The sequence below is a fragment of the Bosea sp. OAE506 genome (genome assembly GCF_040546595.1).
Classification (GTDB): Bacteria; Pseudomonadota; Alphaproteobacteria; order Rhizobiales; family Beijerinckiaceae; genus Allobosea.
Genome location: NZ_JBEPOB010000001.1, coordinates 4,326,894 through 4,339,321, shown reverse-complemented (window position 1 = coordinate 4,339,321; position 12,428 = coordinate 4,326,894). Strand labels below are relative to the sequence as shown.

The following is a 12,428-nucleotide window of genomic DNA, read 5'->3' as shown; positions in this document are numbered from 1 at the left end:
GATCCTGAAAAAGGCCGGGCCCAGCCACTCGCAAGCAGGATGCCAGCTGGCGGCGCCACAGAAAAAGGGCCGCCCCGGAGGACGGCCCTTTCGAAAGGAACAGACGCCTCGGCTCAGCGCGCGACGACGACGCGGGTGCCGACCTTAACGCGCTCGTAGAGGTCGATCACGTCCTCGTTGAGCATGCGGATGCAGCCGGAGGAGACGGCCTGGCCGATCGTCTCCGGCTCGTTCGAACCGTGGATGCGGTAGAGGGTCGAGCCGAGATAGAGCGCGCGGGCGCCCATCGGGTTCTCCGGGCCGCCGGGCATGAAGCGCGGCAGGTCGGGGCGGCGCTTCAGCATCTGGGCCGGGGGCGTCCAGGTCGGCCATTCCTGCTTGCGGGTGATGGTCTGGGCGCCGGCCCAGTCGAAGCCGGGGCGGCCGACGCCGACGCCGTAGCGCATCGCCTTGCCATCGGGCATGACCAGATAGAGGCGCCGCTCGGAGGTGTTGATCACGATGGTGCCGGGGCGCTGCTTGCCGTCATAGGAGACGATCTCGCGTGGGATCGCAGTGGCCTGAGCCTTGGCCGGATCCTCGAAGACGAACAGCGGCTGGCGCGTCAGCGGGTCGATCTCGGCGCGGGCAGTGGTCGCGAGGGCGAGCAGGCCAAGACCACTGAGCGTGGCCATACGGAAGAAGCGGTTCATCGGGACCTCGGGCGGCGGCAAGAAGGGGAGCGGACGGCAAAAAGCTGACGCGAAAACGTCAACATCTCCTCAATTTCCTGTCAGAGTCCGGTCACAGGCGCAATCCGACCTGCATCACATCGGTGCGATCCACAGGGCTTTGCAGGGCCTCGTTGCGCCCCTGCAACATGGCGTGCCGGACGCCGGCTCAGATGTCGAGATCGGCGATCCCGAAGCTCTGCAGCAGCTGCTTGCGGTCCATGCAGCTCACATCATAGGTCACCGCCCGGCCCTTGAGTTCCGGCCGCTGGCCGAGCTTGCGCGTCATCTCCGTAGCGACGGCGTCGATACGCGCCTCGCAGGCCTCGATGCTGGTGAATTGCGTCTCCGCAACGCGGGCAGACGTGCATTTCGGCTCGCCCGCGATGCAGGCGAGGATGATCATGGTGAAGGCGTCCATTGGATGTCCCTACCGAGTGACTTCCCCCGACCGGTCGCAGCAAGTTCCTTGCCAGTTCCGCGCACCCTGATAGCGCAGCGCATGCGGCGCTGTCGCGAAAGGCCGGGGCGGAGGCGCACAGCCGTGTATTGTCGGGCTTCGCCCGCTCCCGAACCCCGTGCCGAGGTTGCCGCGTGTCCCATCCGCCGCTCTATATCGACTTCCTCAACGCGCTCGACGTCGAGGCGCTGAAGCTCACCGATGCGGAAATCATTGCCGCGGTCGAGGCAGGTCTTGCCGCCCAGGGCCGCGGCCAGACCGAGATCGAGCCGCGCGTCCATCTGATGCCGAAGGCTGGCGCCAACGGCCATTTCAACGTGCTGCGCGGCGCCTTCCGCGCGCCGATCGCCCGCGCCGGGGTCAAGGTGATCGGCGACTTCGTCGACAACTACAAGCAGGGCCTGCCCTCAGAGATGGGCCTGCTCCTGCTGATGGACCAGATGACCGGTGTCCCCACCGCGATCGTCGACGGCAGCCATCTCACCGACATGCGCACAGGCGCGATCACCGCGATCGGCGCCAAACATCTCGCCCGCAAGGGCTCGAAGGTGCTGGGCCATATCGGCGCGCGCGGAACGGCCTACTGGAACGTCCGACTGCTCGATTCCCTATTCGATTTCGACGAGATTCGGGTCCATTCCCGCCGGCCCGAGAGCCGCGACGCCTTCGGGGCTCGCCTCTCGGCCGATCTCGGCAAGCGCGTGGTCGTGACGGAGGATTGGCAGAGCTGCGTCGAGGGCGCCGACATCGTGGTCGAGGCTTCCCGGCTGAACGCGCCGGAGCCGATGCTGAAGACCGACTGGATCAAGCCGGGCGCCTTCGTCGTGCCTTATGGCACGATGAGCGCGGTCGAATTGTCGCTCACCGACATCATGAGCAAGCTCGTCGTCGACGATTGGGGCCAGTGCAAGGGCGGCCCCTTCGGCAGCCTGCGCGCCCATGTCGAGGCCGGCAAGCTCTCGGAACAAACGCTCCATGCCGAGATGGGCCAGATCGTCGCCGGCCTCAAACCCGGCCGCGAGCGCGACGACGAGACCATCCTGTTCTGGCATCGTGGCCTTTCGCTCTCGGACATCGCGCTCGGCCATTTCATGCTGGAGAAAGCCAAGACCATGGGCCTCGGCCAGAGGCTGCGCTACGCGTGAGGCTCATTGCCAACGCCCGCATGTATGCCGTCGATGCCGCGACGGCGGCGAACTGGACGGCGCTCTTCGCCCGGATCGCGGAGATGGCCGGCGTCCCGCTCGCGGTCATCCCGCATGCGGCGCCGGCCCCGTTGGAAGACCTCTGGCGGCGCGACGATCTCGGGCTCGCCTTCATTTGCGGCTACCCGTTCGCGCGGGGTGGCTTCCCCGTGCAGCCCGTCGCCGCACCTGTTCCAGCCTCGGGTGATGGCCGCCCACTCTATGCGACCCATCTCGTCGTGCGGGCCGAGAGCGACATCGCCACGCTCTCGGACAGCTTCGGCGGCCGCCTCGGCTGGACGGTCGCGCACTCGCAATCGGGCTTCAACGCGCTGCGGACCCACCTCCTGCCGCACTGGCAGGCGAGGGGTCCGCTCTATGCGAAGAGCATCGGGCCTTTGCTGACGCCGCGGCGGGTGATCGACGCGCTGCTGGCCGACGAAATCGACATCGGCCCGCTCGATTCCTACTTTTACGACCTGCTGCTGGTGGCCGAGCCGCACACCGCCGCACGTTTGCGCATCGTCGAAACGACGGCGCTGCGGCCAATGCCGCTGCTGGTGGCGTCGAACGGTGTCGGGGAGGCGGTCATCGCGCGGTTGCGGGCGGCGCTGCTGGCCGCTCATGGGGACGAGGAGGGACGCGCGATCCTCGCCCGGCTCCGACTATCAGGCTTCGCCGCCGTCGAGCTGGAGGCCTACCGCGTGCTGGTCGAAGAGGCGGATGCGGCGGATAGCGCGGGATACCTCCAGCCGGGCTGAGGCGAAAACGGTGGCTTCGGAACCTCTCCGTCATCCCGGACAAGCCGCATAGCGGCGCAGATCCGGGATCCATCGGAGAGCGCAGCCCCCTTCGATGGATCCCGGCGCTCCGCTTCGCTTCGGCCGGGATGACGGCGAGGGTTGAATTCAGAACAGTACCGTCCCCGCACTCCGCGCGCGAATGCCCGCCAGCGTGATCTGTCCCAGCGCCGCGCCGTCCTCGCTGCGGATCGTCGCGGCGTCGCGGCCTTCGGCCAGCAGCGCCGACAGCACCTCCCGCAGCGAGAGCGTGCCCGGCAGCGCGAAGCCGCCCGCAGCCTCGCCGGGCTCGACGGCTTCCGTCGCGCGCACCAGCGAGAGCCGGCGCAGGGCCCGGTCGGCGCCGACGAAATCCGCGACGAAATCGTTCGCCGGCGCGGCCAGCAGCCGGTCGGGCGTGTCGTATTGCACCAGCCGCCCATCTTTCAGGATCGCGACGACATCGCCCATGCGGATCGCCTCGTCGATGTCGTGGGTGACGAGGATCACCGTCTTCTTCAGCCGCTTCAGGATCGCCAGGAACTCCTCCTGCAGCCGCCCGCGTACGATCGGGTCGACGGCGCCGAAAGGCTCGTCCATCAGCATCACCGGCGGATCGGCGGCGAGCGCGCGCGCCACCCCGACGCGCTGGCGCTGCCCGCCCGAGAGATGGCGCGGATAGCGCGATAGGAACTGGGACGGATCGAGCCCGACGAGGTCTAGCATCTCCGCGACGCGCGCCTTGATGCGGGGCGCCTCCCAGCCCAGAAGCTTCGGCACGGTCGCGACGTTCTGCGCAATCGTCATATGCGGGAACAGGCCGATCTGCTGGATAACGTAGCCGATATGACGGCGCAGCTCGACCGGATCGGCCTTGGTGACGTCGCGGTCGCCGACGAAAATCTGCCCCGAACTCGGCTCGATCAGACGGTTGACCATCCGCATCGTCGTGGTCTTGCCGCAGCCCGAGGGGCCGATCAGCACGCAGACCTGTCCGGTCTCGATCGTCAGGTCGAGCGCGTCCACCGCCGGCTTGGCAACGCCGGGAAACAGCTTGGTGACCTTCTCCAGCCGGATCGTCATGAGGCTCCCATCCGCAACTGGCGTGTCATCAGGCGTTCGATCCCCGCAAATCCGATCTCGACAGCCAGTGCCAGAGCCGCAACCGCGACGGCGCCGGCGATGAGCTGCGGGAAGTTGAAATTGGCCATGCCGGCGGTGATCAGTTCGCCAAGCCCCCCGCCGCCGATGAAGGCGGCCAGCGTCGCCGCCGAGACGATCTGCACCGCCGCCGTGCGAATGCCTGCGAAGATCACAGGCAAGGCGAGCGGGATCTCGATGCGCGTCATCACCTGCGCGTCCGAGAAGCCCTGACCGCGCGCGGCGTCCACAATGTCGGCGTCGACCTCGGTCAGGCCGGTATAGGTATTCAGCAGCAGCGCAGGCAGCCCGTAGAGCGTCAGCGCCACCACCGAGGGCAGGAAGCCAGTGCCCAGCAGCGGTAGCATGATCACCAGCAGCGCGAGCGAGGGCACGGTCCGCAGAATGTTGACGATCGCGATGGCGGCGTTGGCGAAACCGCGATGGCGCGTCAGTAGCAGCCCGAGCGGCAGCGCGATCAGCAGCACGGCGGCCAGCGCGACCCCGGTCAGCCAGAGATGGTTCTGCAGCGCGACGATGAAGATCTGGGGGTTGGCGGAAATCCAGGTGGCCATCAAACGGTCTCCGCCTGGTTGGCGCGCAGCCGCAGCTCGACCCGGCGCAGGCTCTCGTCGCAGAGGATCGCCAGCGCCGAGGTCACGACCGCGCCGGCGACGACCTTCTCGCCGAAATCCTGGGTAATGCCCTGGAAGATGATGTCGCCGAGCCCGCCCGCATTGATGAAGGCGGCGACGGTGGCGACCGAGACCTGCGTCACCACAGTGATGCGGATGCCGGCGATGATGACGGGGAGCGCCAATGGCAGCTCGATGGCGAAGAGCCGGCGCCAGCGGCCATAGCCCATGCCGTCGGCAGCATCGAGGATGTCGGGCGCGATCTCCTGCAGCCCGGTCGCGACATTGCGGATGATGATCAGGAGCGCATAGGCGACGAGCGCGACGATCGCCGGCCAGAAGCCTAAGCCGAGATAGGGGATCAGCAGTGCGAAGATCGCCAGCGCCGGCACGGTGTAGAGCGCGCCCGAGACCAGCAGCACGACGAGCGCGAAACCGGGCCGCCGGGCCGAGAGCACGCCGAGCGGCAGGCCGATGGCGAGCGCAATCGCCAGCCCGACGCCGACGAGCTGGATATGCTCCCAAAGCGCGATCAGCAGCCGGTCCCAGTTTTCGATCGTCCAGCTCATGGCGCGATCCCGACTGGCCCAGCCACATCGGCCAGCATCAGCCCGCCGGCCTCGATCGCGAGCGCCAGCGCCTCGTACTCCCGCCCCATCGGCCGGTCGTCGTCGAGGCGGGCGACATGAGCGCGCACGAAATTATGTGCAACGGCGGTTCCACGGCCGAGCCTGATGTCGCCGCGCAGATCGACGGCCTCCGCGGCCACCACAAGCTCGACCGCCGCCAGCCGAGTCAGGCGCCTCGCGATGGCATGCGTCTTCTCGACAATGGCGGGCGTCATCGGCGCGTAATCTTCGACGCCGTCGGCGACGGGCAGCGTCATGGCGCCCAGCGGCAGGGCGAGATGGCGGATTTCGGCCTCCAGCGCCGCGGCGATCTTCTGCGTCGTCGCGAAGCCTGAATGCGAGCCGCCATGGCGCGTCAGGAAGCGCGGCAGATCGCTCATGCCGGCATTCATCAGCTTGACGATGCGCGCGGCGGAGGTCGCCGCCAGATGGGAAAGCGCAAGACCGGCGGCTTCAAAGGTCAGGGCGAGCTCGGTCGTGTCGAAATTGACGCTGGAGAGCAGGATATCGCGCTCGACCAGTACGGCCGGGCTGTCCGGCGCGCTCGCGAGTTCGGCGTCGACCGTTTGACGGGCGGCGGCGACGGCCCGCAAGGCGTGGCCCGCGACCGGCGCAAGGGTGCGAAACGAGATCGGGTCCTGCAGCCGCCGTGCTGCGCCGGGCGCCCAGAGATCGCTGCCGGCGAGCAGTCGGCGCAGGCGGTCGACACCGGCGGCGTGGCCGGCCATCCCCCTAAGAACCGCGAGGTCGGGATCGAGCGGCGAGAGATTGGCCCGGAACGCTTCCAGCGACAGCGCCCCTGCGACGATGACGGCGTCGAGCGCCTTGACCATCGCCTCGGCCGCCAGCGCGGCCATTCCCACGCTCTGCGCATTGGCATTCAGAAGAGCCAGCCCGTCCTTGGGGCCGAGCAAGGGCAGCGCGATACCCGCCGCCGACATCGCCTCGCCACCGGGCAGAATGGCGCCCCGGAACTCGGCCTCGCCCTCGCCGATCAGCGGCAGGAACGCCTGCGCCAGTGGGCTGAGATCGGCTTCGCCGAGCGAGCCGGTCCGACGCACCACGGGGTGAACGCCCGCATTGAGCATGGCCGCGATCGTCTGCGCCAGAACAGGGGAGATGCCGGATGCGCCATTGCAGATCGCGACAAGCCGCGCCGCTAGTAGAGCCCGCACCTCGACCGTCGAGAGCGGTTCGCCGACGCCAACGGCTCGCGCGCGGATCGCACGGGCCTGAAAGGCTGGGATCGCGTCTGCGTGGAGGCGGGTATCGACCGCCGCTCCCAGCCCGGTCGTCAGGCCGTAGACGCTGTCGCCTCGGTCGAGTGCCCGCAGCACGACGGCCCGCGCCGCCTCCAGCCGCGAAAGCAGGCCCGGATGCAGCCGCACCAAAGCGCCGTCCTGCGCGATGGCAAGGATCGCCGCCGACTTGACCGGTTCGCCGCCGAGGATGATGGCGGCAGGCGGCTCGTCGGTGCCGGCCGCAGGCAAAGCGCTCAGTTCACCAGTCCCTTGGCCTTGAGGAAGGCCGCCGCGACGGTCCGCGGCTCCTTCTTGTCGACCTCGACCTGGCGGTTGAGCTCCTGCATCGTCGGGTTGTCGAGGGCAGCGCCGACCTTCTCGAGGATGCCGACGATCTTCTCGTTGGCGGCGATCTCGGGGCGCACGACGGGCGCGAGGAAATAGGGCGGGAACAGGGCCTTGTCGTCCTCGAGCGCGACGAACTTGTCGGCCGCGATCTGCCAGTCGGTCGAGAAGCCGTTGGCGACCTCGATCTGCTTCTGGTTCAGCGCCTCGTAGCGCAGGCGCAGGGCCGCGAACTGCTTGAACTCGGCGAATTGCGCGCCATAGACCTCCTTGAGGCCGGCGATGCCGTCGCGGCGATCGACGAATTCCGTGCCGGCGCCGAGCCGCAGTTTCGACGATGCCTTGCCGAGATCGCTGAGCGTCTTGAGGTTGAACTCCTTGGCCGTCTCCGGCCGGACCACGATCGCATAGCCGTTGTTGATGTTCGACGGCTTCAGCCAGGTCAGGTTGAACTCCTTCTCGTAGAAGGCCTTGACCATGCCGCGCACCTTCTCGGGGTCGGTCTCGGTCACCCCTTGCGCCTTCATCACGGCGTTCAGCCCCGTGCCGGTGTATTCGGGATAGAGATCGATTGCGCCGCTCTTGAGCGCCTCATGCGCCACCAGCGTCCCGCCGAGATTGATCTTGCGCTCGACCTTGAAGCCGGCAGCTTCCAGTGCGGCGCCATAGAGCTCCGCGACGATGAACTGCTCGGTGAAGTTTTTGGAGCCGATCTTGACCGTCTGGGCCGAGGCCACCGAGAGGCCGGTCGCCAGCAGGGCCGCGGCCCCGAGAAGCGTTTTGAGAAGGCGCATGGCTGGTTCCTTGGGAGGGCTCGTGAGGGTCAGGCTAGCAAGCAGGGCGTGCGATGCAAGGAGCGGGCGAGACAAAGACGCGTGATGCTGTCGCCGGTCGCCGGGGGAGAAGGATCGCTGTCCGCCCGGCTCAGTCGGCGGCGTTTCGTTCCCCGCCACGGATCGCGACAGGCAGCCGGTTCTCGGCCGGCGAGAGCGGGCAGACCCAGGCTTCCGAATAGGCGCAGGAGGGGTAATAGGCGAAGTTGAAGTCGAGGATCAGCCGGCCCGCACCGTCGCTGCCGAGATCAGCGCTCTTGATCGTGTCGAGCAGGTAGCGTCCGCCGGCAAAGCTCTCGCGTCCGTTGCTGGCGTCGCCGAAGGGCAGGAAAACGCCGCCGCCATAGCTCTCGATCCAGTACAGCGTCAGTTCCCTGCCCAGCGGCTCCAAAAGCCCGTCCGTCATCGCGAAGGGCAGCAGTGTCATCATGCCGTCCTTGCCGGCCTCGACGCGGATCACCTCGCGGTCATGCGCCGGCACCGTGGCGACAGTGAAGCGCAATGCGGGGTCATAGGCGAAACAGTCGATACCGCGGAACTGCGCCCGGCGTGCCGCCGAAAGCGGCGATTGCGGGTGCTCGCGGAACAGCCGGTCGCGCACGCTGCGCCAGTGCAGCCAGCCCTCTTCGCCAGGCAGGGCGCGGATGGCGGCGTAGAGATCGGCCACTTGGCGGCGCCAGTCATGCAGGCTCGAGAAGCGTTCCAGCGTCGTGGACGCCGCTGCGCTGCTGGCCGTATCGATGATGTCGCTCATGATGTCCCACCCCAGCCAGTGCCTACGCCGTGGCGCCGATCGCGGATCAACGCGCGGGAGCCGATCGGGTTTCAGGCGGGCAGAATGACGAGAGCGGCTGTCAGCTCCCGTCAGGGGCGCGGCTGCGATTTCAGGTGAGGCGGCGCTTCTCGAGCTTCCGGGCGAGCGTGCGGCGATGCATGCCGAGCCGCCGCGCCGTCTCGGAGATGTTGAAATCGCTCTCCACCAGGGTTTCGTGAATGCGCTCCCATTCCAGGTTCTTGAGCGAGGTCTGGCGCTGGGTCAGCGGCACCTCGGCATCGCCCTGCACGCGCTCGAACGCCGCCTCGATATCGTCGGTGTTGGCCGGCTTGGCGAGGTAGTGGCAGGCGCCGAGCTTGATCGCCTCGACCGCGGTGGCGATGCTGGCAAAGCCCGTCAGCACGACGATCTTCATTTCCGCGTCGCGCTCGTGCAGCAGGCGGACGCATTCCAGTCCCGACCCGCCGACCACCTTGAGATCGACCACGGCATAGCCCGGCGTCACCGTCTCGAGCAGGGTCCGCAGGCTCTCGATGCCGTCGCAGACAGCCACGGCATAGCCGCGGCGCTCGAAGGAGCGGCGCAGCACCGGTGCGAAGGCGGAATCGTCTTCCACGATCAGGAGCGTCTTCTCGTCGCTCATCGGGCATCCTCCTGGGAGACCACTACGGGCGAGAGCGCCATCAGGGGCAATGTCACGGTGACGCAGGCGCCCCCCGTTTCGCGGTTGCGGGCCTCCAGCGTGCCGCCGAACTTGCGCATGACGTTGCTGACCAGGAACAGCCCGAGCCCGCCGCCGGGCCGCCCCTTGGTCGAGCGGTAGGGCTTGCCGAGTCCGGCGAGAATCTCGGCCGTGAAGCCGGGCCCTTCGTCGGCCACGACGATGGCGAGGTCTTCGCCGCGCCGCTCGACCTGCACCGTCATCGCCTGGGGCGAGGCCTCCTGTGCGTTGTCGAGCAGATTGCCAAGCACCTGCTTGAGAGCGGGGTCGGAGACGATCTCCGCATCGGGGGTGAAGGCGTTGACATAATCGAGCCGCATCGGCGCCCGGTGCGAGCGCCATTGTTCGATCAGCTCATCGACGAAGCCGCGCACGGTGGTCCAGCCCGGATTTTCCGCCCGTGTCTCGCCCGAGGACATCAGGATGCCGGAGACGATGGTCTTGCAGCGGTCGAGCTGGGCCTGCATCTCGCCGATCTCGGCGATCAGCTCTGGTTCGGCCTTGAGCACCGGCATCCGGCGCCAGTCGTTGAGAATGACGGACAGGGTCGAGAGCGGGGTGCCGAGTTCATGCGCCGCGCCAGAGGCGAGCAGGCCCATGCGGACGATATGGTCCTCTTCCACGGCGCGCTGGCGCAGATCGGCGAGCTTTTCGTCGCGGATGCGCAAATTCCGGCTGATCCGCTGCAGGAACAGGACGAGCAGCCCGGCCGCGATCAGGAAGCAGACGAAGACGCCCTGGAGATAGAGGCGCGGCACGCCGTCATCGAACGCGACGGGCAGGGCCAGCGGCTCATGCGCGCCCATCAGCAGGACGAAGCACAGCCCCGCCAGCCCGACCAGGACCCAGGTCGACCACCATTCCAGCAGCACGGCCGCAAGGCCGATCTGCAGCAGATACAGAAAGATGAATGGGTTGCTCGCGCCGCCGCTGAGATAGAGCTGCGTCGTCAGCGCGCCGAGATCGAACAGCAGGGCGGCGAAGAGCTCGCCATTGCGGACATCGGCGGCGACGCGGTGGTGGCGCAGCAGGCTCGCCAGATTGAGCACCACCAGCAGCAGGAGAACCAGCATCATGTCGCCGAGCGGCAGGGCGATGCCGAGGATGCGGTCGACGAAGAGGATCGTCACCACCTGACCGCCGACGGCGAGCCAGCGCAGCTGCACCAGAAGCAGCAGGTTTTTCTGGTTGGTGGTGTCCTGGAACCTAATGGGCCTGCTCCCGCGCCCGCCGCAGCCGGAATTCGTGGCGTAGCACGAAGACCAGAGCGGCCGCGAGCATGGCCGCGAGAGCAAACCAGGTGGCCGCATAGACGAGATGGTTGTCCGAGAAGCGGACCACCGTCAGCCCGCCCACCGGAAAGCCGCCGGCATTGGGGGTGGCATCGGCATCGACGAAATAGGGCGCGGCCTGAGTCAGCTGGCGCGCGGCGGCGATCGCCGCGACGTCGCGGGAATGCCAGCGATCCTCGGCCGGCGCATTCGCCCGCAGGAACCCGCCGCCGGGCTCGCTGAGCCGCAACAGGCCGGTGACGGTGACAGTGCCCTCCGGCAGCGCCTGTGCACGGCTGGCGCGCTCGCGCCGTTCCGGCGGCACGAAGCCGCGATTGACCAGGACCGTGAAGCCGGAACCGGTGACCAGCGGCGTCAGCACCCAGGAGCCCGCACCGCGCTCCGTCACCGCCTGCACGAGGACCTCGCGGTCATGCAGGAAGCGACCTTTGACGACGACGCGGGTGTATTCGGCCTCCGCGATGGCGGGCCACGCCGAGGGCCCGGGCGCCGCGACGGGATCGGCGTGGATGCGGGCCTCGACCCGCTCGATCAGCGCCCGCTTCCAGAACAGCCGCTCGACCTGCCAGACACCGAGCCGCGTGAAACCGGCAATCCCCGCGAGCGCGAGCAGCGCGACGAGGACCAGGACCGCGCGCGACCGCGGCGCGCGGGCCGCGGCGGCGGAGGTCACGGCATCTGCCTCATATCGTGCACCGGCATCATGTTGGTGTTCAGGTGGTACATCACCCACAACGAACCCGCGAGCGTGATCACCACGACGATCACGGTGAAGACCAGCGCCAGCAGCGTCCAGCCGCCTTCGACGCGGCCGTTCATGTGCAGGAAGTAGATCATGTGTACGACGATCTGGACGACGGCGAAGCCCATCACCACGAAACCTGTGAGCTGGTTGTTGCCGAGCGCGCCCGACATCACCAGCCAGAACGGGATGGCGGTGAGGACGACCGACAGGCCGAAGCCGGTCATATAGCCGCGGAAAGAGCCATGGGCCTCGTCCTCGGGATGAGGCTCGTAGCCCGGCTGGTGCTGGGCGTTCGTCTCGGAGCTCATCGCAGCATCCCCATCAGGTAGACGAAGGTGAAGACGCCGATCCAGATGACGTCCAGGAAGTGCCAGAACATGCTCAGGCACAGAAGGCGCCGGCGGTTGGCGGCGATCAGCCCGTGCCGGGCGACCTGCGTCATCAGCACCGTCAGCCAGACCAGGCCGAAGGCGACGTGCAGCCCGTGCGTGCCCACCAGCACGAAGAAGGAGGAGAGGAAGGCGCTGCGCTGCGGCGTCGCGCCCAGCGAGATCAGGTGGTGGAACTCGTAGAGCTCGATGGCGAGGAAGGCGAGGCCGAACAGCCCCGTCACCGCCAGCCAGGCTTGCGTCGCCGCGACCTTGCCCTTCGCCATCTCCAGCATGGCGAAGCCGAAGGTGATCGAGGAGAAGAGCAGCATCGCGGTGTTGATCGCGACGAGGTTGAGGTCGAACAGGTCCTTCGGCGCGGGACCCGCTGCGTAGTTCGCCCCGAGCACGCCGTAGATCGCGAACAGGATCGCGAAGATCAGGCAGTCGCTCATCAGATAGAGCCAGAAGCCCAGCGGCGTGCTGTGGCCCTCGGGATGCGGGTGCTCGTCCTTGAGATAGAAGACGGGCGCGTCGCCGCCCTGCGGAACGGTCATCGTCGATGCCATGA

15 protein-coding genes are annotated in these 12,428 nt (G+C 67.8%); 2 read left to right on the top strand and 13 right to left on the bottom strand.

The features are described 5' to 3' along the window. Positions 1-113: 113 nt before the first annotated feature. Together ABIE41_RS21100 and ABIE41_RS21095 are read right to left on the bottom strand one after the other, a co-directional pair. Positions 114-692: a L,D-transpeptidase gene (locus ABIE41_RS21100; protein ID WP_192642193.1), complete on the bottom strand. Its 579-nt coding sequence runs from the start codon at positions 690-692 to the stop codon at positions 114-116. 187 nt (positions 693-879) lie between these two features. Beyond that, positions 880-1,131: a hypothetical protein gene (locus ABIE41_RS21095; protein ID WP_192642192.1), complete on the bottom strand. Its 252-nt coding sequence runs from the start codon at positions 1,129-1,131 to the stop codon at positions 880-882. Positions 1,132-1,304: 173 nt separating this feature from the next. Here ABIE41_RS21095 and ABIE41_RS21090 point away from each other — a divergent pair, with 173 nt between their 5' ends. After that, the gene (locus ABIE41_RS21090) at positions 1,305-2,315 is read left to right on the top strand and encodes an ornithine cyclodeaminase family protein (RefSeq protein ID WP_192642191.1); all 1,011 of its coding nucleotides are present in this window, start codon (positions 1,305-1,307) and stop codon (positions 2,313-2,315) included. Further along, positions 2,312-3,115, top strand: coding sequence for a phosphate/phosphite/phosphonate ABC transporter substrate-binding protein (locus ABIE41_RS21085; protein ID WP_192642190.1), 804 nt, complete (start codon positions 2,312-2,314; stop codon positions 3,113-3,115). Before ABIE41_RS21090 ends, ABIE41_RS21085 begins: the two co-directional genes overlap by 4 nt. Positions 3,116-3,262: 147 nt before the next feature. On the opposite strand, the gene ABIE41_RS21080 is transcribed toward ABIE41_RS21085, so the two are convergent. The 11 genes from ABIE41_RS21080 to cyoC form a co-directional block, all read right to left on the bottom strand. After that, positions 3,263-4,216 carry an ABC transporter ATP-binding protein gene (locus ABIE41_RS21080; RefSeq protein WP_192642189.1) on the bottom strand — a complete coding sequence of 318 codons (954 nt, stop codon included), beginning with the start codon at positions 4,214-4,216 and terminating at the stop codon, positions 3,263-3,265. After that, positions 4,213-4,848 carry an ABC transporter permease gene (locus ABIE41_RS21075; protein WP_192642188.1) on the bottom strand — a complete coding sequence of 212 codons (636 nt, stop codon included), beginning with the start codon at positions 4,846-4,848 and terminating at the stop codon, positions 4,213-4,215. The genes ABIE41_RS21080 and ABIE41_RS21075 overlap by 4 nt, the downstream gene beginning before the upstream one ends. After that, complete coding sequence (locus tag ABIE41_RS21070) at positions 4,848-5,477, bottom strand: ABC transporter permease (protein WP_192642187.1); 630 nt, start codon at positions 5,475-5,477, stop codon at positions 4,848-4,850. The genes ABIE41_RS21075 and ABIE41_RS21070 overlap by 1 nt, the downstream gene beginning before the upstream one ends. Then, positions 5,474-7,027, bottom strand: coding sequence for an HAL/PAL/TAL family ammonia-lyase (locus tag ABIE41_RS21065; RefSeq protein ID WP_210320844.1), 1,554 nt, complete (start codon positions 7,025-7,027; stop codon positions 5,474-5,476). Before ABIE41_RS21065 ends, ABIE41_RS21070 begins: the two co-directional genes overlap by 4 nt. A gap of 5 nt (positions 7,028-7,032) precedes the next feature. Continuing rightward, positions 7,033-7,917, bottom strand: coding sequence for a glycine betaine ABC transporter substrate-binding protein (locus tag ABIE41_RS21060; protein WP_192642186.1), 885 nt, complete (start codon positions 7,915-7,917; stop codon positions 7,033-7,035). 130 nt (positions 7,918-8,047) lie between these two features. Next, complete coding sequence (locus ABIE41_RS21055; RefSeq protein ID WP_192642185.1) at positions 8,048-8,710, bottom strand: DUF1684 domain-containing protein; 663 nt, start codon at positions 8,708-8,710, stop codon at positions 8,048-8,050. A 130-nt stretch (positions 8,711-8,840) separates the two neighbouring features. After that, positions 8,841-9,374: a response regulator transcription factor gene (locus ABIE41_RS21050; RefSeq protein WP_192642184.1), complete on the bottom strand. Its 534-nt coding sequence runs from the start codon at positions 9,372-9,374 to the stop codon at positions 8,841-8,843. Beyond that, positions 9,371-10,618, bottom strand: a complete 1,248-nt coding sequence (locus ABIE41_RS21045; RefSeq protein WP_354193018.1) for an ATP-binding protein — start codon at positions 10,616-10,618, stop codon at positions 9,371-9,373. The genes ABIE41_RS21050 and ABIE41_RS21045 overlap by 4 nt, the downstream gene beginning before the upstream one ends. A 40-nt stretch (positions 10,619-10,658) precedes the next feature. Then, the gene (locus ABIE41_RS21040; RefSeq protein WP_465247097.1) at positions 10,659-11,417 is read right to left on the bottom strand and encodes an SURF1 family protein; all 759 of its coding nucleotides are present in this window, start codon (positions 11,415-11,417) and stop codon (positions 10,659-10,661) included. Beyond that, positions 11,414-11,797: a cytochrome o ubiquinol oxidase subunit IV gene (gene cyoD, locus ABIE41_RS21035; RefSeq protein WP_192642182.1), complete on the bottom strand. Its 384-nt coding sequence runs from the start codon at positions 11,795-11,797 to the stop codon at positions 11,414-11,416. Before cyoD ends, ABIE41_RS21040 begins: the two co-directional genes overlap by 4 nt. After that, complete coding sequence (cyoC, locus tag ABIE41_RS21030) at positions 11,794-12,426, bottom strand: cytochrome o ubiquinol oxidase subunit III (RefSeq protein WP_192642181.1); 633 nt, start codon at positions 12,424-12,426, stop codon at positions 11,794-11,796. Before cyoC ends, cyoD begins: the two co-directional genes overlap by 4 nt. Between the last annotated feature and the right edge of the window lie 2 nt (positions 12,427-12,428).